This window comes from Microbacterium sp. RD1 (assembly GCF_052220165.1).
In the GTDB taxonomy this organism is placed as follows: Bacteria; Actinomycetota; Actinomycetes; order Actinomycetales; family Microbacteriaceae; genus Microbacterium.
On sequence record NZ_JBQPOL010000001.1, the window covers coordinates 82514 to 103737 of the forward strand.

Annotated in this window: 20 protein-coding genes; 6 read left to right on the forward strand and 14 right to left on the reverse strand. The window is 67.8% G+C overall.

The genetic code is table 11. The features are described 5' to 3' along the window. Positions 1 to 245: 245 nt before the first annotated feature. From ACTU3I_RS00375 to ACTU3I_RS00395, 5 genes are all read right to left on the reverse strand, one after another. Complete coding sequence (locus tag ACTU3I_RS00375; RefSeq protein WP_442923612.1) at positions 246 to 1124, reverse strand: alpha/beta hydrolase; 879 nt, start codon at positions 1122 to 1124, stop codon at positions 246 to 248. A 122-nt stretch (positions 1125 to 1246) separates the two neighbouring features. After that, a complete protein-coding gene (locus ACTU3I_RS00380; RefSeq protein WP_442923613.1) occupies positions 1247 to 1633 on the reverse strand; it encodes a RidA family protein in 387 nt (128 codons plus the stop codon). Positions 1634 to 1690: 57 nt separating this feature from the next. Continuing rightward, positions 1691 to 2263: a flavin reductase family protein gene (locus tag ACTU3I_RS00385; RefSeq protein WP_442923614.1), complete on the reverse strand. Its 573-nt coding sequence runs from the start codon at positions 2261 to 2263 to the stop codon at positions 1691 to 1693. 28 nt (positions 2264 to 2291) lie between these two features. Next, the gene (locus ACTU3I_RS00390) at positions 2292 to 3494 is read right to left on the reverse strand and encodes an acyl-CoA dehydrogenase family protein (RefSeq protein ID WP_442923615.1); all 1203 of its coding nucleotides are present in this window, start codon (positions 3492 to 3494) and stop codon (positions 2292 to 2294) included. Between the two features lie 126 nt (positions 3495 to 3620). Next, entirely contained in the window at positions 3621 to 4319 is a 699-nt protein-coding gene (locus ACTU3I_RS00395) for a helix-turn-helix domain-containing protein (protein WP_442923616.1), read from the reverse strand. A 138-nt stretch (positions 4320 to 4457) separates the two neighbouring features. Here ACTU3I_RS00395 and ACTU3I_RS00400 point away from each other — a divergent pair, with 138 nt between their 5' ends. Beyond that, on the forward strand, positions 4458 to 5930 hold the full coding sequence (locus tag ACTU3I_RS00400) for an amidohydrolase family protein (RefSeq protein WP_442923617.1): 1473 nt from the start codon (positions 4458 to 4460) through the stop codon (positions 5928 to 5930). A gap of 1109 nt (positions 5931 to 7039) precedes the next feature. On the opposite strand, the gene ACTU3I_RS00405 is transcribed toward ACTU3I_RS00400, so the two are convergent. Continuing rightward, positions 7040 to 7996, reverse strand: coding sequence for a polysaccharide deacetylase family protein (locus ACTU3I_RS00405; protein ID WP_442923618.1), 957 nt, complete (start codon positions 7994 to 7996; stop codon positions 7040 to 7042). 134 nt (positions 7997 to 8130) lie between these two features. Here ACTU3I_RS00405 and ACTU3I_RS00410 point away from each other — a divergent pair, with 134 nt between their 5' ends. The 5 genes from ACTU3I_RS00410 (at position 8131) to ACTU3I_RS00430 (ending at position 13430) form a co-directional block, all read left to right on the forward strand. Next, on the forward strand, positions 8131 to 9354 hold the full coding sequence (locus tag ACTU3I_RS00410) for a PucR family transcriptional regulator (RefSeq protein ID WP_442923619.1): 1224 nt from the start codon (positions 8131 to 8133) through the stop codon (positions 9352 to 9354). Positions 9355 to 9453: 99 nt separating this feature from the next. Further along, a complete protein-coding gene (locus tag ACTU3I_RS00415) occupies positions 9454 to 11145 on the forward strand; it encodes an AMP-dependent synthetase/ligase (RefSeq protein ID WP_442923620.1) in 1692 nt (563 codons plus the stop codon). Next, positions 11142 to 11954 (forward strand): SDR family oxidoreductase, encoded by an 813-nt coding sequence (locus ACTU3I_RS00420; protein WP_442923621.1) that lies wholly within the window; start codon positions 11142 to 11144, stop codon positions 11952 to 11954. The genes ACTU3I_RS00415 and ACTU3I_RS00420 overlap by 4 nt, the downstream gene beginning before the upstream one ends. A 29-nt stretch (positions 11955 to 11983) precedes the next feature. Beyond that, on the forward strand, positions 11984 to 12421 hold the full coding sequence (locus ACTU3I_RS00425; protein ID WP_442923622.1) for a MaoC family dehydratase: 438 nt from the start codon (positions 11984 to 11986) through the stop codon (positions 12419 to 12421). 22 nt (positions 12422 to 12443) lie between these two features. Further along, the gene (locus ACTU3I_RS00430) at positions 12444 to 13430 is read left to right on the forward strand and encodes an NADP-dependent oxidoreductase (protein ID WP_442923623.1); all 987 of its coding nucleotides are present in this window, start codon (positions 12444 to 12446) and stop codon (positions 13428 to 13430) included. A 35-nt stretch (positions 13431 to 13465) separates the two neighbouring features. Here the strand turns inward: ACTU3I_RS00430 and ACTU3I_RS00435 are convergent, their stop codons facing one another. From ACTU3I_RS00435 to ACTU3I_RS00470, 8 genes are all read right to left on the reverse strand, one after another. Further along, the gene (locus ACTU3I_RS00435) at positions 13466 to 14359 is read right to left on the reverse strand and encodes an aldose 1-epimerase (protein WP_442923624.1); all 894 of its coding nucleotides are present in this window, start codon (positions 14357 to 14359) and stop codon (positions 13466 to 13468) included. Beyond that, positions 14356 to 15432, reverse strand: a complete 1077-nt coding sequence (locus ACTU3I_RS00440) for a Gfo/Idh/MocA family oxidoreductase (protein WP_442923625.1) — start codon at positions 15430 to 15432, stop codon at positions 14356 to 14358. Before ACTU3I_RS00440 ends, ACTU3I_RS00435 begins: the two co-directional genes overlap by 4 nt. A 3-nt stretch (positions 15433 to 15435) precedes the next feature. After that, positions 15436 to 16407: a sugar phosphate isomerase/epimerase family protein gene (locus ACTU3I_RS00445; protein ID WP_442923626.1), complete on the reverse strand. Its 972-nt coding sequence runs from the start codon at positions 16405 to 16407 to the stop codon at positions 15436 to 15438. Positions 16408 to 16409: 2 nt separating this feature from the next. Then, entirely contained in the window at positions 16410 to 16829 is a 420-nt protein-coding gene (locus ACTU3I_RS00450) for a C-glycoside deglycosidase beta subunit domain-containing protein (protein ID WP_442923627.1), read from the reverse strand. Then, the gene (locus ACTU3I_RS00455) at positions 16830 to 18035 is read right to left on the reverse strand and encodes a lactonase family protein (RefSeq protein WP_442923628.1); all 1206 of its coding nucleotides are present in this window, start codon (positions 18033 to 18035) and stop codon (positions 16830 to 16832) included. It lies immediately after the preceding gene. A 34-nt stretch (positions 18036 to 18069) separates the two neighbouring features. Beyond that, positions 18070 to 18903, reverse strand: coding sequence for a carbohydrate ABC transporter permease (locus ACTU3I_RS00460; protein WP_442923629.1), 834 nt, complete (start codon positions 18901 to 18903; stop codon positions 18070 to 18072). After that, positions 18903 to 19829 (reverse strand): carbohydrate ABC transporter permease, encoded by a 927-nt coding sequence (locus tag ACTU3I_RS00465; RefSeq protein WP_442923631.1) that lies wholly within the window; start codon positions 19827 to 19829, stop codon positions 18903 to 18905. Before ACTU3I_RS00465 ends, ACTU3I_RS00460 begins: the two co-directional genes overlap by 1 nt. Before the next feature lie 80 nt (positions 19830 to 19909). Then, a complete protein-coding gene (locus ACTU3I_RS00470; RefSeq protein ID WP_442923632.1) occupies positions 19910 to 21160 on the reverse strand; it encodes an ABC transporter substrate-binding protein in 1251 nt (416 codons plus the stop codon). Positions 21161 to 21224: the final 64 nt, after the last annotated feature.

The window sequence follows — 21224 nt, forward strand, 5'->3', positions numbered from 1 at the left end:
GGGCGGTGAAGGCGACGTAGCCGCGCCGCCGATCTGCTGCTCGCGCGGACCGGCGGTGACACCGGGAGCCCGGTGCGGCTGACCCCGCACCTGGTCCAGCGCGGATCCACAGCCCTACCCTCCCACTGAACGCGATCCGTCCGCGAGCTGCTTTCGCATGGTCGCACTCAGGGTGCTGACGAGTCGGAGGCCGAACGCGTGCGTTCGGCGCGCGTAGCCGCTGCGCCGGCCACGACAGAGACGCTTCAGGTTCGAGCCAGACGCTCGACAGCGCGCGCGAGTGTGCCGGCACCGTCGGCCAAGCTCTCCAGGATGTCGAAGTGATTGTTGTCCATGGCGACGACATCGACCGCATGTCCCGCGGCAGAGACCATCGCGGCGAAGTCGACCGACTGTCGTTCGAACTCCGCCGTCTCGTTCGTTCCGTAGGCCACCACGATCGGAGGAAGTGCGGGAGGCACGGTCAGGATGCTCAGACCTTCCGCCGAAGCCTCGTCCAGTCGAAGGTCGGCGTTGAGGAAGGTGTGAACGAGCGGCCTCAGATCGAAGACGCCGCTCACCGGCACCGCGCCCGCGTAGGGCATGGGCGGCAATCCGTAATCGTTGGACCAGTCCGTTTCCAGCAGGGTTGTGACCGCGTGTCCGCCGGCGGAATGCCCAGCCACCACGATGCGGTCGCGGTCGACCCCGTAGTCGGTCGCGTGCGCGAAGAAGTGCGCGTAGGCGGCGCGGTGCTGGCGGGCGATTTCAGCTACGGTGACGTTCGGGCACAGCGCGTAGTTCTCCACCGCAACCACGAAACCCCGCGCGGCGAGACCCCGCGCGACGTAGCTCCATACCTTGCTCGTCGTGGCCTTCCAGTATCCCCCGTGGATGAAGAACAGTGCGGGGCGAGACTCACCGACGGTGTCGCTCTCGGGGAGGAAGATGTCGTACGTCTCCTCAAGGGTCGGGCCGAACCGCACATCCAGCACGCAGCGGGCTTCGTCGCGGTATGCCGCACTGCGCGCCACGAAGTCGTTCGCGTAGGCGCCGAAGTCCGGCACCGTCGCCTCGATGTCGTACGCACGGTTCAGCTCGTCGACGCTGGTGAAGTCGCGGTACAGCGGGCGCGTTCCGGGCATGTTGGTCCTCCTCGATGGGTGAGCGGTTCGGGTCTTGCGACAGCGGTCGGATAGGGCGGCGCGCGGGCACGCCGAACATCGTGACGTCGACCTGCGGCGTCGCGTGCGTTCGTGAGGGGCCGTCAGACGGCGGCGATGGCGTCGATCTCGATGGTCGCGCCGTTGTAGAGCGAGAACACGCCGATGACGGTGCTGGCGGAAGGCTCCGGAACGTGGACGATGCGGTCACGCGTGCGGCGCCAGGTCACGAGCTTCTCCTGATCCAGGTGCGTGATGTAGACGTTGACGCGGACGAGGTCCTCGTACGTCGCACCCGCGGCGGTGAGCGCTCGTTCGAGCTCCCCATAGGTGAGCTCGATGGCGCGCTCGAAGCTGGCGGGGACCGAGCCGTCGGGCTCGAACCCGACCTGTCCAGAGATGAAGACGAGGTCACCGCTCTTCACGCGCGTGCTGTCGGAGATCCCGGGCACGGTGGGGGAGGCGGTGCGGGTGATGCGGTCGTTGGACATGTTTCTCCTTCAGCGGGTCGGGTGATCGGGATGCGGCGGGCGCGGAAGGGCGCGCTCTCACTCGCCTCGCCCGTAGACGAGGTAGAAGGGCACGACCGAACCGGGAAGACGGGAGTTGTCGTCGAGGACGAACCATTTCCGGTCATGGTAGACGAGCGGCTTGGTGGCATCCTCGGCCCCGTCGGCCCGACGCTTGGCCCCGATGGCCTCGACGACGATGAGGGTCGATCCGTGCACATCGACGCGTTGCACAACACGGCCGCGAAGCCAGGAGTTCGCGCTCGGGTAGTACGGCTCGCCGGTGGGGAGCCGCGCCCATTCCACGTCATCGCCGAAGCGCTCGGCTCCGCTGCGGGCGCCGAGCTTCGCCAGGTCGACCTGGTCCGAGGCGAGCAGGTGCACCACCACGGTTTCGGCACGCGAGATCGTCGGTGTGCTCGACGACATCGGCGATGCCGAGAAGACGAGCGTCGGCGGATCGATCGACACCGAGGCGACGGAACTGACCGTCATCGCAACGGGCCCGTCCCCCGCATCCGCCGTGATGATGGCCACGCCGGCGGGATGGTGCCGGAACGCGTGTCTGAAGTCATCGGCGGAGATCCGCTGCTCATCGATCGTCGCGACCATGGTCCCTCCTTCTCGAGTCGACACGCGGTCACACGATCGGCAGGACGAACCGCGCGTCGTCCTCGCGGCCGAACAGCACCTTGCCGTACGCCTCGAATCCGCTCGCCGACAGGGTGTGACCGTGCCGGCTCGCCGTGGCCTGATCGCGCCACACCCGCTGCAGCGAGGCCGACTCCGCGAACCCGGCCGAGCCATGCGCTGTCATGAGATCGTGAATCATCGTCGTGATGGTCTCCACCACCCATCCGGCTTTCGCACGCATCTCGATCCGCTCCGCATAGGGCGCGTACTCGCCGCGCTCCGCGTCGGCGAAGATGCGCTCGGCGATGTCGCGAGCAACGAGCTCCGTCGCGTTCAACTGCACGGACGCCTTCGCGATGGCGCTCTGGAAGACCGCGGAGTCGGATTGCTTCGCATAACCGGTATACGCGATGGCCTTGCTGTCCGCCTTGGAGATGACGTAGTCCAGCGCCGCACGCCCCATACCCAGGTGCGGGCCGATGAGTTTCATGAACAGCGACGGCACGAAAACCGTCTGGTACGTCAGGTCGTCGTAGTCGCTGAGGTAGTCACCCTCGACCGCCGCAGTCAGCGGGAAGATCCGGTGCTCGGGAACGAAGACGTCCTCGGCGATCTGCATGACGCTGGCCGTGGACTTCATCCCGGCCACGTACCAGTTGTCCTCCACCCCCAGCTCCGACGTCGGGATGAGCGCCAGACCCGCATCGACGACCTCACCGGCGTCGTTCTTCAGAGGAACGCCGAGCAGCGACCAGTCGGCGTGCGTGCTCCCGGTCCCGTATCCCCACTTGCCCGTGACACGGTACCCGCCCTCCACACGCTCGGAGTCGGATGTTGTGGCGAGCACGATCGAGATGAACGAGTTCACGCCTTTGTCGGTGCCCCACACATCCCGCTGCGCTTGTTCGTCCATCAGGGAGACGACCCAGGCGCCGGAGTCGAGGATGCCGTGCACCCACGCGATGCTGCCATCCCCGCGACCGATGGCCCGCGCCACCGCATGGCACTCCGCCGTGTTCGCCGCCAGCCCGCCGAACGCCGGCGGCGCCGAGATGCTGAACGCACCCGTTGCCGCCACCGCGTCGAAGTTCTCCTGCGGGATACGGCGTGCCAAGTCGGCGTCGCGGCCACCGGTGATCAGGGTGGGGCGCAGCTCATCGAGCTGGTCGACGATCGCAGCGATCTCGGGACGAAGGGGAGCGTTGGCCATGCGTGACTCCAGTGTCGGGGGTGGGTCGGCCGGAGAGGTCGGCCGGGTGTTAACCTAAGCGTGACACTCGGTGTTCACTATGTCAATAAATAATGAACACTTCCAATTCGTCTGAGAAGCGATGACTCATTCGAGGTGGTCGAACCGGCGAAGCACGTCGAAGGCCCCGGAAAGCGGCCGGGACGCGCGCTGGACCACATCGGACGGCGCATCGGAATCGAGCGCTGCGCTGCGGCGTCCCATGACGAACCAGACGCCCCGCGCGGGCACCGACCCCTGGTTGCTGTACGCGTGCGGCCGTGCCGACTCGAACTGCAGGGAATCGCCGGCTCCGAGGACGTACTCGTCGAAGTCGAGCTGAAGCGTCAACTCGCCCTCGAGGATGTACGCGTGCTCGAACCCGGAGTGCCGAGTCAGCTTGCCGCCCGCGGAACTGGAAGCCCCCGGCTGGTACGTCACCAAGAGCGCGTCCGCCCGCCCATCCGGACTACTGGCCAAGCGTTCCCATCGCACCCCGTCCTCCATCTCGATCGCGGGATTCTCCGCGGCACGCTGCACTTCGGGCGTCGCTGCGGGGAAGGGGGCCGTCGCCGCCGCGGCGGGAGGTCGCTCTGCATCCGCGAGCCCGAGGAGCTGGTCGGCCGACACGCCGAGAAACCCGGCGAGCGAGTAGAGGATGGCGACCGAAGGACGGCTCTTGCCCGTCTCCACTTGCGAGATGAGGCTCGGGGAGACCCCCAGCTCAGAGGCGACCTTTCGCAGGCTGACCCCCTGCGACTGCCGGATGTGGCGGATGCGCGCGCCGATGTTCTCTGCTGTGGACATGCTCACTCCCGGATACCGTCCGGTCAGCCTAGCAACTCGCAGCGAAACTGTTTACAAATACTTAACGAAACCGACCTCGGACGGCTAGCATCTGCCTGAGGGGCGCTCCCGCGCCGCGGATGATCGAGGAGGATCACTATGGCGCCAGCTGCCGACCGACACACCACGCGCGGCGCACTCGCCGACTCCCGGCGGGCACGCGGGGCGGCGACGCTCATCCTCGAACCGAGCTGGACGCTCGTGCACCGAAACGGCGATGTCGAGCTCGTCGCAGATCACAGCGTCGTCATCCAGGACGGCCGCATCGCGCGGATCGTCGAGGGCCGCGTGGCGGGCAACGACGTCCGCATCGACATGACCGGTCAGCTGCTCATCCCCGGCATGATCTCCGCGCACACCCACGTGGCGCTCGGGTCGCCCACCCGCGGTGTGATCGAGGGCGGCCGGTCCTACGCCGTACCGGCGGTGATGCTCGAGCAGCTCTCCCCCGACGAGATAGACGCTCTCACCGCATACAACCTCGCCGAGATACTCCGGGGCGGCTGTACCACCCAGCTCGAGCAATCACTCTCGCTCGATCATGCCCGGTCGTACGTGCGCGTCGCGCGCAACTGGGGTGTCCGCGGATACGCCTCCGGCATGCTGCCGACGTTCTCGAAGATGCTCCCGGTGTGGTTCGCTCCCGAAGATCGCATCGTCACCGAGTCGGAATCCGCCACTCTCGGCGAGATCGACACCTTCCTCGAGTGGGCCCGTACGGTCCGCGGGTCGGAGGACGGCCGCATCCAGCCGATGGTGGCTCCCCACGGACCCGAGACGGCGACGCCGGCGACGCTCGACGCGATCGCCGCCGCCGCGCGGGAGCTCGGCACCGGCATCCATACCCACCTCGCCACCCTCCCCTCCGATGCAGAGCGGATGCGGCGCATGTGGGGGAAGGCGCCCGTGCAGTGGGTCGACGATCACGGCTGGTACGACGTGCCGTTCTTCGGCGCGCACATGGGCGGCTGGGACCCCGAAACGGACGCGCCGTTCCTCGCAGCCAAGGACGCTTTCACCTTCGTGCACTGCCCCTCGGGTGCCGGAGCCGGATCAGGCGAGGGCCGTCAGCCCTTCATCGAGGCCCTGGCCGCCGGCATCAACGTGGCGGTGGGGCTCGACACGCACTCCAACGATCTTCTCGAGAACGCCAAGCTGGCCGTCCTCTACGGACGGCTGCGCCACGACATCATCGCCGACTCCAGCCCCGTCCCCGTCAAGCGTCCCACGGTGTGGGACATGATCAAGTCCGTCACCCTCAATCCGGCGAAGGGATTGGGTCGCGACGATCTGGGCCGCATCGAGACGGGTGCACTGGCCGATCTGACCTCCATCGACATCTCCGGGCTGCTCGTCGGAGGCGGCACGCCGGGCCCTGAGCCGTTGAACAATCTGCTCTACGCCAACGGCCGCATGGTCCGCCATGTCCTGACGCAGGGAGTCGTTCAGGTGAGCGACGGCCACCTCGTCGTCGATGACGAGGACGGGATCGTCCGTCGCGGCGGCGAAGTGGCGCAGCACGTGTGGGATCAGCTGGCAGCCGACGGCTGGTTCACACCGACCGATCGGTAGTGGACCACCGCCCAAGGAAGTTCGCCCCCGGCAGGTGACCCGTGATCGAGCACACCCGCCGAGGGCAAGAAGCGGAAGCGTCGTGCGAAGACCTACGCGAGACGTCCCCAGACACTCGGTAGAGCGTCTTCGCACGTGCGCCGGTCTCCCCAGACCAGTTCTCCCGATGCGAAGAGACTATCGCGGCGTGTCCACCATTTGGGGGACACGGCGCGCCGCGCGTCGTCGTTTCACCCTCCGCTTCACCCGCGATCGGGTCGTCGTCCGCGCTGCGCGCGAGCGCGGACTCCGGGGGCTCGAAGAGCGCTCCCGGAGCCCGCGTGCCGGATCCGGATACGTATATGCCACACCCGACAGTTGAGGGCCCGCTTGGGGGGCGAGCCCCTAGGGTGCTGGGGACACCCAGGCTCAAGCTAGCGCGAACCCTGGGCGACACTGCGGTGCGCCACGGGGAGAAGAGCTCGCCCCTTCGGTGCGGCGCGCCGGGCGTGCCCCGCTCACCCTCCGGCTCCCCCGGGTGCGCCGCGCTCAACGGATTCTGAAGATAGCCGCGAGGCTTTCGCAAGGAACGGTGAAGGCGCCCGAATCGCGGGACAGCGGCCGATAGCGTGGCAACTGCGTTCGGGCCACTGGGGAGTGGAACGAACGGCAAGGACGGACTGCCCGATGGCACGCGTGTCCGCTTCGAACCGACTGGGGTTGCGGGAGAAGCTCAACGCGTGCGGCAGACGAAAAAGCCCCCGCGGCCGGACTCTTCGGGAGAGTCCAGCTGCGGGGGCTTTCATGTCTTCGCGCCTTCGATCACTCGGAATAGCGGGTGAGGCGGAGGGTGAATCGATCACACGAACCCACCCAGTGTCCCCCAAATGGAGGACAACATGCTGTAGGCTGCATACATCGGAAGAACTGGTCTGGGGAGACCGGCGAACGTGCGAAGACGCTCTACCGAGTGTCTGGGGACGTCTCGCGTAGGTCTTCGCACGACACTTCCGCTCCAGCCCCCGGCGGGTGGCCCATCAAAGGGTTCGCTTGCCGGGGGCTTACTGCTGATGCCGGCGCCTCGGTTGCCCCTGGCAGCTCTTCGATTGCAGCCGTCTTGATAAGGGAGCTCACGTCCAGCTCCACACGAAGTTCCCTCGTGCGCGCTCGGCGATCGGCTTCAGGATCGCATCCTCGTACACGTCCGGGATGCTGGCGTAGCCCTCCAGGGGACTTGCGTCCATCACGGCCTGCACCGCCTCCGCGGGGATGCGTTCCGGTTCGATGCCGTTGGCGATGAGGTAGCGGTCGAGATGGTTGTGGAAGCCAGCGGCGGCGGGCGGCATCGCGCGATTGCTCTGGTCATTCATGGCCTCATCCAGCGAGACGAACTCGACGCCGTTCTGCTCGAATGCCGAGAGAACATCGCCGAGCATGTCGCCCGCGATGGGGCTGCCGTGCACGAGCCAGATGAGGGGGACGTCGCGTCCGAACAGTCGGCGGGCCACCCTGGCGTGGCTCTGAAGATTGAACACCGCAGCGCTGACATATGACTCGCGCAGCATGGTGACCGATTCGCGATCGTTGTTGTGCAGGGCACGGAAGTAGGGCGCGATCCAGGCGAAGTCGCCGAACCACGATGTGATGGGAGCGTTGGTGATGGAGTTGGCGCGCAGGTAGTCCTCCACCACCCCGCGCTGCTCCTCCGAGTCGCCGGACATGTCCATCGCGTACCGGAAGTACGACCGGGGCGCGCGAGCCAGGTGCTCACCGAGGATGTCCTCGCCCCGGCGGATGTCGTCGACGTAGGCGGCTCCCGAGATCCACGGCAATGGTGCGTGGAAGTGCGTGTGAGAACCGATGTGGTGGCCCGCCTCCGTCCAGATCGACAGCACGTCCACAAGACCGGGATCCAGGGTCAGCGGGTACGTGTGCGGGAATCCATAGACGCCCTCGATGCCGTGCTCGTCCAGGGCACGGCACAACCGCGAGACGATCCCGGGGGCCGAGTCGCCCGGCGGAATCGGCGATCCGTCCCACAGCACGAGTTCATCGACCGTGACGGCGACGCGTATGCGTTCTTCCATGTTCGCTCCTTCGAGAAATGGATGTGCACCCAATGTGTGGCGACAGACCGCGCCGCGGAATGGGCTGATGCACCAACGGATGCTGGCGTGTGGCCACATGAAGGCGATTCCAGGCGGGAGATATGCTCCCTCGTGTGGAATCGACGGCGATGCCCGCGGAAGAGGCCGCTCTGCGCCCATTCCTGGAGTGGCTCGCGCGCGACGGAGACCTGATCACTGACTCGATGTTCGAGGCGGTCGCCGCTTCCGCTCCGACCGTGATCGGACACGGGCCGAACGACGCAGGTTCGCTGCGTCAGGCTCTCGCCTCGCATCTGCCGATGATCCGCGAGGCTCGCCTGCCGGGGACGGGGGGCAGCGCTTTCCTCCTCCCCGCGCCCGCAGCCCGGTGGGCACGGCAGCTCGCGCAGGAGGGCGTCGATCTGTCTCAGCTCGTCGCAGCGTACGATGCGGGGGCCCGCGCCCTGTGGAAGGCCTTCGCGGATTCGATGCGGGTGGGGCGGCGCATCACCGACAGCGAACGTGCCGACGCGTTCGAGATCACGTTCGACCGGATCTTCCGCTATCTCGGTGTGACCCTGCCGCTCGCTGTCGAGTCGTACTCGGCGGAGCGCGACCTTATGCACCGCCGGGATGCCGTCAAGATCTCGGACCTCGTGAGCGCCGCCCTGCGCGGCGACATCTCGGAGGCGGAGGTGGAGTCGGCATCCGGCTACCGCCTGTCCGCGAACCACGTGAGCTTCATCGTGTGGAGCGGCAACGCCGTGCTGCCTGAGCTCAACCGGGTCGTCGCCCAGTTGAGCGCCGAGGCCCGCGCGTGGCAGACCCTCGCCGCGCCCATGGAGCAGCGGGTCGTCCGCGGGTGGTTCTCCAGCACCGACGCCGACGCCATAGCCCGCCTCGCGGGCCTGACGCTGCCCGCGGACATCAACGTTGCCGTCGGCAATCCGCACGCCGGCACCTCCGGCTTCCGGGTGAGCCACGGCGAAGCGGAGGAGGTTCGGCGTGTCTCCCATCTGCTCCGGGAGCGCCCGACCGGTCGGGCGATGACCTATGCGCAGACCGGCACCTTGTCCTTGCTGAGCCAGAACGCCGACCTGGCGCGCGCGTTCGCGCGCGAGCGCCTCGGAAGTCTCCTCGAGGACCGTCACTCGCACGTGCTCGAGACGCTCGCGGTCTGGCTGCACGAACTGGGCAGCCCGACCCGTGCGGCCAGACGGCTGCACGTCCACGTCAATACAGTCGTCAAACGACTCGAACGCGCGGAGGCCGTGCTGGGAGGGAGGATCGACCCGTCGGACTTCTCGTTGCGCGTCGCCACGGAGCTTGCCAGAGGACTCGACCTCGAGCTGCGGTAGGAGATGGCGCCACCGAAAGGTGGCTCGTTGCGCCCTGTGCGGCACCGCCGGGTGCTCGTAGCGTCGTGCGCAGTAGCCCTACCAACACGAGGAAGTGCGATGGCGCCATCTCCCCGAACCCTCACCGCGGCCCTTGCGGCCTCCGCGGCGAAGTTTCCCGACCGGCCGGCGCTGCGGACCGTCGACGGATCCGTCGAGCTCTCGTGGCGCGAATTCCTGGACATCGTCCAGCGGCTCGCCGCACGGCTGTCCGCATCCGGGATCGACCGCGGCGACCAGATCGCGCTGCTCCTGCCCAACCGCCCCGAGTGGCAGCTCATCGACGCTGCCGCGCTGTGGTGCGGAGCCATCCCCTTCTCGCTCTTCATGTCCTCGTCGGTCGAGCAGAACGTGGCTCTCGTCGAGCGTTCCGGCGCTCGGCTCCTCGTCATCGACGAGACGCTCGTCTCCCACTACATCGAGGCTGTTCCGGAAGGGGTTCACCTCATCGCCGTCGACGAGCACACCGTCGGGACATTGACCGCAGGCCAGACGCCGCTCCCACCCGCCCCCAGCGACCCCGACGATGTCGCCACCATCATCTACACCTCCGGCACCACGGGCGCCCCGAAGGGCGTGGAGCTGACGCATCGGGCCATCCTCTTCGTGGTGTCGTCCCTGGACGCGATCTTCTCCTTCAGCAGCGGCCGGACAATCTCCTACCTCCCGCACGCTCACATCGTCGACCGCGTCGTCGGGCTGTACATCCCGATGATCTCCGGCTCGACGGTCACCGACATCGGGGATCCGATGAGGGTGTTCGATTCGCTCGCGCGGGTGCGGCCGACGTTCTTCACCTCGGTTCCCCGGATCTGGACCGGCCTTCGCGCGCGTCTGCTCTCCGACATGGCCGCGAGCGAGAACGGGCACGCCCTGGTGGCGCGCGTGGAACAGGTCGCAGCATCCGAGCCCTTCACGCCCGATGAGGATCTGGCCCGCGTCGCCCACCCGTTCCTTCGATCCGTCGGCCTCGACGCGGTGGGCTGGTGTATCACCGGGTCGGCGCCTCTGGACGAGGGCGTGCACCGATTCTTCGCTGCCGTGGGGCTCCCGCTGCACGACCTCTGGGGCCTCAGCGAGACCGTCGCGGTGGCCACGGTCATGGCTCCCGGAGACTGGTCCCTAGGCGACGTCGGGCGACCGCTGCCGAACACGCGCGTCCGCCTCGCCTCCGACGACGAGATCCTCGTGCGAGGTCCGCACCTCGCCCGTGGGTACCGCGGTGACCCCGACGCGACGGCAGCGGCCTTCGACGCGGACGGATGGTTCCACACCGGCGACACCGGAGCCTGGACCGACGACGGCCGGCTCAGGATCATCGGCCGCAAGAAGGAGATGATCATCAGCAGCGGCGGCGAGAACATGTCGCCCGTGCAGATCGAGGCGGCCCTGCTCTCCTCGCCGGACGTCGAGCAGACCATGGTGGTCGGCGACGCGCGACCGTACAACATCGCGCTGATCGTCCCCGCCTTCGACGCGGAGGCCGTCGGGATCACGGAGACACGTCGACGCATCGATGTCGCGGTAAGGGCTGCCAACTCCCGGCTCTCCCGAGCCGAGCACGTGCGTCAGTACGCCGTCCTGGCGGCACCGTGGACTGTCGGCGGGGGAGAGCTGACGGCCACCTTGAAGATGCGTCGCGGGCCCATCGCCGAGAAGTACCGCGCGCAGATCGACGAGGCCTACCGGGCCACGCCGCTCCCGCGGGAAGACGACAGACACGACCGGATGATGACGAGGAGTCACCGATGAATGAACCCGACGGCACCGTTTCCACGGTCGACCCCGCCTCGCTCTTCGACGTGCGCGGCAAGACCGTGGTCGTCACGGGAGGCACCCGCGGGATCGGGCTGATGCTCGCGCGAGGGTTCGTGGAGCGAGGCGCGCGCGTGCTGATCACCTCTCGCAAAGTCGAAGCGTGTAGCGACGCGCTTCGAGAGCTGGAACCGCTCGGAGACGCGTGGGCGCAGGCGGCGGATCTGACGACGGCGACCGGCATCGAGGCGGTCGCTGCGGCTGCCGCAGCACGCGCGGACAGGGTCGATGTGCTGATCAACAACGCGGGCGCGACCTGGGGCGCGGCTCTCGGAGAGTTCCCCGAGGGCGGCTTCACGAAGGTTCTCGCGACGAACGTGACCGCCCCCTTCATGCTGACCCAGCGCCTGCTGCCGATGCTCGTGCGCGGCGCGACACCCGCGGCGCCCGCCCGGGTCATCAATATGGGATCCGTCGACGGGCTCACGGTCTCGGCGTCCGCGAACTACTCCTACGCGGCGAGCAAAGCCGCCATCCACCACCTGACCCGGCAGCTCGCCGCCGAACTCGCGAAGGATCACGTCACCGTCAACGCGATCGCGCCGGGTCCGTTCGACACCAAGATGATCGCGCACGTTCTGATCGACCCGCGGGCGGCGGCCGAGTTGAAGGCCCACGTTCCCCTCGGACGGATCGGCGTGCCGCAGGACATCGTCGGCACCGCGCTGTATCTGTCGGCACAGGCAGGCGCGTACGTGACCGGCGCCGTCATACCGGTCGACGGCGGCATCTCGGGGGCGGCGTGATGGCGCCCGGACGACCGGGCGCCACCCGGATGGACGAGGTGATGGCGCGAGCGGGGCAGGAGCTCGGTGTGTCGCCGTGGACCGAGGTGCCCCAGGAGCGCATCGATGCGTTCGCGGCTGTCACAGGTGACCACCAGTGGATCCACATCGATCAGTCGCGCGCCTCATCCGGCCCCTTCGGCAGCACGATAGCGCACGGCCTGCTGCTGCTGTCATTGGGCCCCGGCCTGATGACCGACCTGCTCTCCACCGAGGGATTCACCCACGCGATCAACTACGGCTACGGCAAAGTCCGGTTCCCCGCGGCGCTACCTGCTGGGCGGCGGGTGCGGTTGCGCGCACGACTCGCGTCGGTCACGCTGCGCACCGGATCAACGGCCGAGGTCACGATCGATCAGCAGTTCGAAGCGGAAGGTATGGCCAAACCTGTGTGCGTCGCCGAGGCCATCGCACTGTTGACCGAATGAGTGAGGGGTGAGAGGAACCGACATGGCGAAGGCGATCGTGCTCGCAAGGCGGCCCCACGGGTTTCCCACCGCGGGTGATTTCGAACGGGTGGATGCCCACGTCCCCGCGGTGCCGCCCGGGGGCCTGCTCCTGGAGACCCGCCACGTCAGCATCGACCCGGCCATGCGAGGCTGGCTCGATGATCGGCCGAGCTATCTGCCCCCGGTCGGCATCGGCGAACCGGTGAGAGCGCTGGGTCTCGCGCGCGTCGTGGAGTCCCGATCCGACCGCATCGCACAGGGCGCGATCGTCCGGGGGTTCGTCGGCTGGAGGGACCGATTCGTCGTCGACGATGCGGCCGGGTGGGAGATCGTCCCCGACGACTCGACAGCACGTTTGGGCGTACTGGGGCTGACGGGTCTCACGGCATGGGTGGGCATGCAGCAGATCGCTGCGCCGCGGGCTGGCGAGACGGTCGTCGTATCGGGGGTCACCGGCGCCGTCGGATCCGTCGCGGCGCAGCTCGCACGCATCGCCGGCGCCCGTGTCATCGGGGTGGCAGGGGGCGAAGAGCGAGCGCGCAGGATCACCGATGAGCTCGGGCTGCACGGCGCCGTCGACTACCGCGCGGACGACTGGCAGGAGCAGCTCGCGGAGCTCACCCCCGACGGGATCGATGTCGACTTCGAGAACGTGGGCGGACCTGTCTTCGAGGCGGTGATCGACCGGCTCAACAACCATGCCCGGATCGCGCTGTGCGGCCTGAACTCCGGTTATAACGCCGACACGCGACCCGCGGGTCCGCGGAACTTCGGCTACCTCCTCACGAAACGGGTCACGATGCGCGGCTTCATCGCCATCGATCACTTCGGAGAGGCCGACGCGTGCGCCACGGAACTCGCCCCCCTCCTGGCGACGGGCGACCTCATCGGGCTCGAGACCGTCGAGACCGGGTTCGACCGTCTGGACGCGGTCTTCATCGACTCGATGCGGGGCGGGCATCTCGGCAAGCTGGTCGTCACGGTCTGAGCCGTCGCTCCTCGAGCCACGATTCCGGCGCGAGGTCAGGACAACCGCACGACGACGCCAGACGTGAAGGTTCCGCCCGGCTCGACCATTCGCAGACCTTCCCCGCTGTTCAGCGCGTTCGCGGGGGCGGTCATCGGCTCGAAGGACACAAGATTGCGGCCCGCCGGCGCCCACACGTGGGCGACGGAGAATCCCGCTTCGAGGTCCACCGAGACACGTCGGTCGCCATCCGAGACGGCGAGGACCGCAGGTGCGGCCAAACCTCCGATGTCGTCATCCACATCGCGCTCGCCCAGTGCATACGTCGACTCCACCAGCCGCTCGGACCTCCCGTTCGGTATGAGGTCGTCGTCGAGCAGGAGTCGCTCGCTCGCGTCGAGCAGGAGCGTCCACGTCTCGCGCGACGAGTCCGGTATGCGCAGGAACGCGTGATAACCGAAGGTCACCGGCACCGGGACGTCCGAGGTCGGCCGCAGGCGCGTCTCGATGCGGAGGCCGCCCCCGAACACTTCCGCGACGACGGAGAGCCGATGCGGATAGGGGAAGACCGAGAGCAGGTGCTCGTCGTCCCACGCGAGACTCGCCTCGAGGCGCGAGATCGAGGTCGAGTCGACAGTCCAGCGCAACAGCCGGTCCCAGACGCCGTGGATCGGCCTGTCCCACTTGTCATGCGGGATCTGCGGATCGTCCTCGGAGAGCACCACTTCGCGACCGGCGGTGTATCCCCACCGCGCGAGGCGGCCAGCCCATGGATGAACGAGCGAGATGCCGTAGTCCTTGCCGGTCACGAGAGCTTCGGCGGCCCGCACCGGATCGAGCCAGTCCGCGCCCTCGTGCCGCAGGGTCGAGCACACCAGGTTCGATTCCGGAATGAACGTCGCGCTTGTCTCGCCGTCCGCCGAGACCAGCGCGATCTGGTCCCCGCTCATGCCGATCCGCGCCGGGTCAGCTCGACCGCCAGCTCCAGGTCGGCGAGTCCGTCGCGGAAGCTCGTGATGGGCGTGCCCCCGTCGCGGATGTAGGAGCCGAAGTGCCGCCACGTGCGACGGAACCCGTCGTCGTAGGGCCCCAGGATCCGCCGCTCCTGGGTGGCGGTGCCGTCGTGGGAGCGCAGCGCGAGCTCGGCCTGGCCGTAGTGCACGTACGGATGAGGGAATCGCAGACTCAGCATGTCGGTTGCGCCCGCCACCGTGATCTCCTCCTCGAACCAACCGAGGTCGGTGGCTGCCGAAAGCTCCAGCAACGCCGGCCCGCGGTGGCCGTAGTCGAGCATGGCGACCAGGGTGTCGTTGCCGGTCACGCGCACCGCATCGATCGCGTGGGGCTCGCCGAACATGCCGCGCATGACGTTGAGGTCGTGGCTCGCGAAGAACAAGAGGATGCGGTACAGATCGACGTTGCCGCCGTCACCGACCGCGCTGGACATGCTCGCGCGCATCCGGGCCATCTCGGCGTCCTTCTCGGCGACCGGCACGTCGTCACGGCGCACCAGGTCGTAGAGCGTCCACGGGATGTGGAACTCGCTCTTGAAGTCGTGCACACGCACCAGCCGGGGCTCCCCGATGTCGGGCAGGCGCCGCAGGAGCTCGTGGAACCCCCAGTCGTACCTCTTCATGTAGCCGACCATGGCGACGACGCCCGCGGCGTCGGCGCGCTCGACGAGGTCACGCCCCTCCGCGGGGTCGAGGCACAAGGGCTTCTCGACGAGCACGTGCTTGCCCTTGTCCAGGGCGGCGGCGACCGCGAAGGTGTGGTCGCGGTTCGCAATGAGCACGGCATCCAGACCGGGATGATCGAGCAGCTCCTCGACGGTGGTGTACCGCCCGGGCACGTTGTAGCGCTCGCCGAGCGCGGTCACCACCTGGGCGGAGCTGTCGCTCAGCGCGACGAGCTCGAACTCGTCGAGGTCCGCGAGAACACGAAGGTGCATGAGCTGGGCGAAGGCGCCGCAGCCGATCACCCCGACCTTGATGCGATCGGTGCGCGAGGGGTTTGTCGCCATGGTCTAGCCTTCCGCCGAGTCCAGTTGCGTGAGGGTCGCCGCGTGGATTCGCCGGAGCTGGTCGAGCGCGGAGTCGTCCGGATTCCACAGGAAGCCGTCGTATTCGAAGGAGATGGAGCCGTCGTATCCGCCGCCGACGAGCACGTCGATCACCTCGGCGAATCGCACGGCGGAGTCCACGCCGTCGGCATCGGCGTTATAGAACTTGCCGTGCACGTGACGGATGAGCGGGAGCATCCGGTGCAGAGCCGCGGGCTCGGAATGGCCCCAGAACAGCGTGGACTCGCTCGCGAACTGCTGGGCGAGCTCGTCACCGCCGGCGGCCCTGACCTCGGCGACCACGGCGGCCTCGGGGGTGCTCTCGTGCCAGCGCTGCACGACGAGGTCGGCGAGCTCGCGCGGCACACCGCGCGAGATGTAGCCGTTGACCGCCACGTCGGCGACGGTGCGGCTGAACATCCCCAGATCAGGTGCGAAGCCGAGATAGGGGGAATCGACCGCCTCGACCCGTTCGATCAGAGGATCGATCGTCTCGATCGACATCGGCGAGTGGATCTCGATCACCATGCGCACATCATGCTTCTCCGCGAACGGAACCAGCTCGCCGAGCACCACCTCGCTCGGCTGAACCCGGATGAGCGGGAAGCCGAGACGTCGAGCGGCTCGGATCTGCCGCTGAAGGTAGTCGAGTTGCTCCGACCGCGGCGCCCACGCGCCCTCCCCGCGCTGCGCGTCGCCGTAGCCGCCGTAGGCGGTGGGCGTGACGCCGTATCTGTCGACGGCCCGGCGGAACCGGTGCTCGAACTCGTCCGGCAGGTCGGGGAAGCCGCGGATCATCTGGGGTGCGACGAGCTCGACGCCCGCGCCGGGCGCGAGGGAGCCGACCGCGGCGATGCAGTCCTCCATCGTGTACCGGTAGGTGTAGTACTCCATGCCGAAGCTGTGGAGGGTGACCCCGAGGTTCATGGCGGCCATCGTCAGTCGTCCTTCCCGGTGAGCACGAGGTCCTTCTCATCCACGGCGAGCTGACGGATCGCGAGCTGTGGCCGCCAGTCTCCGTCGCCGTAGGGCACGAGCAGGCCGAGAGAGGCGGCAACGCGATGTCGGCCGGGCGCGACGACCCTGCCGGGCGCGAATTCGAGCTCGAGCACGTCGAGCACGAACCACCAGACCTCGCGGAGGCTGGGGAACTCGTCGATGCCGTACCGCGCCCCGTTCATCACGACCGTGAGACCCGACTCCGCCAGAGGTTCGCCGTCGAGCGACACCTCGAGCTTCTCCACGCACGCGAGTGGGAGGGCGCGGTACCACGGCAAGCGCAGTTGTATCCTCAGCGCGGGGTCGGCCGCGCCGCCCGGGGCGAGACGAAGGCCGGTGACGAGCTTGTCCTCGAACACTCAGGCACCCACGACGACGCTGGCGATCGCGGCGGCGCCGGGAACCGTCGCCTCTCCGACTATCGACAGCCGCCCCGTCTCGGGGTCGACGTCGATAATGAGCACGCGGTCGGCGGGCCGGTCACCCACGAGCAGGTAGCGTCCCGACGCCGCGAAATGCACGGTGCGCGCGGCGAAACCGGGGTCTTTGGTCGGGGAGACGGGGACCGCGTCGACGAAGGTGAGCTCGCCGGAGGAGGCGTCCACCGAGAAAGACACGACGGAGTCCTCGCCGCGGTTGTTCACGAAGACGAAACCGCCATTCGGATGCACGGCGATGTCTGCAGGCTCGTTGCGACCGGCGAAGTCCGGCGATGTCGACTTCGTCGACGAGAGGTGGCGCAGCATCCCGGCCGCAGGGTCGAACTCGTAGGTGGAGACGCCGGAGGCGAGCTCGTCCGTCATGAAGACGAACCGGCCGTCGGGGTGGAACGCGGGGTGCCGCGGTGCCGTGACGGGAGGGGTGTGCAGCACCTGCGTCGGGCGCAGGCGACGCGCCTCGCGGTCGAGGCGGAGGACATGGATCTCGTCCGCACCCTTGTCGCCGACGAGAACGTACTGGCCGGAGGGGTCGAACAGGGCGGAGTGCGCGTGCGAACTCGCCTGCGCGTGACCCTTCGCCTGGGGCGAGGGGCCGGGGTCGACGCTGTGGTTACGCATGACATAGACGTCGCAGGGCGCCTCGGTGCCACCGTCAGCAGTGATCGGGAAGAGGCAGATCGCCGAGTCGTCGTACAGGTTCTCCACGACCCAGCCGCCGTCGACCTCGACGACATGCTCGACGTGTTCGAAGCTGCCGTGGCTCGCCGTGACCACGAACTCCCCGAGCGGGTCCACCGAGACGTAGGTCGGAAAGGCCGCGAACGTGCGCTGCTGCGAAAGCTCGCTCAGCGAGCCGTCGGCGGCGTCGACCGCGAAGGCGAACAGCTTCGCGGGGCGTCCCACCGGCCCTCGACCGTCATTGCGCCGCTCGTCGACCGAGTACAGTCGCGTGCCATCCGCGGAGAGCGCGACGGCAGTCGCCTCCATGCCCTCCCCCGCGACGCCGGTGATCGCGAGGGTACCGTCGTCGCGCAGATCGAGCGTGTGGATGGCGCCAGGCACCTCCGTGCGCGTCGGGCCGGAGGGATAGCCACCCACGAAGACGCGGCCGATGACGTTCGTCATGGAATGAGACCTTTCGTTGGAGAGAACACGACAACTACCCCTTCGTCCCGCCGGTGAAGCCGCGGATGAGGTGTCGCTGCGAGAAGAAGTACGCGAAGAGCACGGGGATGACGGCGATCACCACGGCCGCGAACACCACGCTCCACTGCGTGGCGTATGCACCCACCGCCGAGTAGACGGCGACGGGGAGCGTCTCGTTCGCCGAGCCTCCGACGAAGACGAGCTGCGTGAAGAAGTCGTTCCACACGATGAGCCCCGTGAGGATGGCGACCGTCGCCGTGATGGGCCTCAGGAGCGGGAAGACGACCTGCACGAAGGTCCGCAGGTGCCCCGCTCCGTCCACCGAGGCAGCCTCCTCGTAGTCACGCGGCAGCGCCCGGATGAACCCGGTGTAGAGGAACACGGAGAACGGCATGAGGAGCCCGGTGTAGAGCAGGATCATCCCCGCGTAGTTGCCCACCAGGCCGAGCCCGCGGAACGCCGCGTAGAGCGGCACGACGCCCAACTGGTACGGGAGGATGATGCCCAGCACGAAGAGCGCGTACAGAGCACCGCTCAGCTTGCCCGGCCGACGCGAGAGCACGTAGGCGGCGAGCGAGCCGATGACGAGCAAGCAGATGACACTTCCGCCCGCGATCACGATGCTGTTGAGCAGCGCTGCCCCGAGGGTTCCGTTCCCGTTGCCCTCCCAGGCCTGGGCGTAAGACTCGAAGCCGGGGTCGTCCGGCACCGCGAGGCCCGTGCCGCCGACCGAGGTCGCGGGGGCCAGCGAGTTGACGCCGAGGATATAGAAGGGGAGCCACCACAGCAGGGCGATCAGGATGAAGACGATCTCGCGGATGAGGCTCCGGCCGTTGTACTGGAACATTACACGCTCCTTTCCCGACGGCGCAGAACGACGAGCTGCGCGAAGCCGATCAGGGCGACGAGGATCGTGAGCACGACGGAGAGTGCGGCGCCGTAGCCGAACTGGCCGTTGACGAACGTCTGCTTGTACACCTGGGTGGCCAGTGTCTCGGTGGCGCCGACCGGGCCGCCGGCCGTGAGCGCCATGACCTGGTCGAACACCCGCAGCCCGAGCACGAGGGTGAAGGTGAGCGAGACGGTGACCGACGGCGCGAGAAGCGGCAGGGTCACCTTCCAGAATCGGTACCACGCCGACGCCCCGTCCAGTGCCGATGCCTCGTCGATCTCGACGGGGATCGTCTGGAGGCCGGCGAGGTAGAACACCATGGTCAGGCCGGAGAACTGCCAGATCAGCACGACGATGATGGCCCAGATCGCGAACGTCGGGGAGCCGAGCCAGTCCTGCTGGGCCGGGGTGAGCCCGAGCCATCCCAGCACCCCGTTCAACGGGCCGTTGTATTGAAGGATGTACTTCCAGATGTACGACACCGCGAGCGGACTCATCGCGACGGGGAGGAAGAACATCGAGCGAAGCAGATTTCGAGTCTTCAGCGTTCGGGCGAGCCCCACGGCCAACGCCATGCCGATGGCGTTGGAGAGCACGACGAAGACGGCGGCGATGAGCAGGGTGTGCAGGAGCGCAGTGCGGGCCATCTCGTCCTGGATGATGGAGCTGAAATTCGCGATCCCGACCCAGTTGGCCCCCGAGGTGGAACCGGTCCAGTCGGTGAGGGAATACCAGGCGCCCGCAAGGTCGGCGGCGTACACGATCGCCACCACGAGGAGGAGAGCGGGAAACGCCCACCCCCACGGGACGCGCGCAGACCGTCGCAGTTTCTGCGCACTGCGCTCTCGCCGAGGCTTGACCGGCGGGTTCTTCACGTCCATCTTCCGACTCTCGGGGAGCGGTTTCGCGGGAGCCTGGGCGGCCCCCGCGAAACCTGTTGGTGTGCTGCGGAGTTCGACCACTATTCGGTCTTGTCCCACGCCTTGTCGAGGTTGATCAGCGCATCGTCCTTCGACGTCTGCCCCGTCAGCAGGCCGGTGACGTCATTGCCGAGGACCGTCAGCACTTCGGGGTTCGGGAACTGGAGTGGCATGTACGCCACCGTCTGGCCCGAGGAGATGACGTCGGACAGTGAGGCGATGATGCCCGACAGCTTCCCGTCGTTGAAGTCGTTCAGCGAGGCGGCGCCGAGGCCGTCGGCGAGGAGCTTGCTGTTCTCCGGCTCTTGCAGGAAGGCCAGGAACTTCTCTGCCTCGTCGACGTGCTTGCTCGCCTTGTTCACGCCGATGCCCTGGCCGAACGAGATCGGGAGGCGGGTGGAGTCCTCGGTGTCACCGGGGAACGGGTACATCTCGAACTTCGCATCCGGTGCGGAAGAGGCGATCTGCACGATCGCGTCCGCGGGCACGACTCCCGTCACCGACTTGCCCGACGAGAGATCGGCGATCTGCTGACCCGTGTCGATCGAGGCCGCGCCTTCGGGGTAGCAGCCGGCATCCTTCATCTCCACGTAACGGTCCATCGTGGTCTCCCACTCGGGGGTGCCGACGATCGTGGTCTCGCCCGCCAGCCTCTGGTCGATCCAGTCGGGGTTCTTCTCGAGAACCCACTGCGAGGCGAGCGTGGCGAGGAAGAGCGAGCCGAGGCCGCTGCCCTGACCGGCGATCGAGACGAACGAGTAGCCGTTGCTCGCAGCGATACGGCACTGCTCGAGGAGCTCGTCGAAGGTCTTCGGCACGGTCGTGCCGGAGGCCTCGAGGGCTGCGGTGTTGACAGCCATGCCGATGGGGAACACGCCGACGGGCACGCCGTACAGCACGTCGCCGTTGCGGAGGCCCGCGATGTCGGGCACGTCGCCGGCGAACTCCTGGTCGGAGAGGTCCACGAGGTTGTCCTGCGCCTCGAGGAGGCCGAGGGCGTTGGGGTTCCCCGTGCCCGGCGAGCCCCACACCACGTCGGGACCGTTCCCGCTCTGGAACCGCGTCTGCACGACCTGACCGTAGGTGTCGACGGGGAGGTACTGCACCTTGATGGTGATGCCGGGGTTGGCCTTCTCGAAGGCCTCGATGACCGGGTCGACCGCCGCTTCCTGTCCGGCCTGCCAGGTCATCTGGAGCTCGACCTCACCGTCGTCGGCGGCGCCGCTTGCGCATCCGGCGAGCAGGGCAACGGCGGCGAGGGCACTGCCGATGGACAACATCGTCCGCTTCATGACTCTCCTACTTCCTGTTGTGATTGTGTGTGATGGCAAGACCGCTGGCGGTCGGGTGTGACTG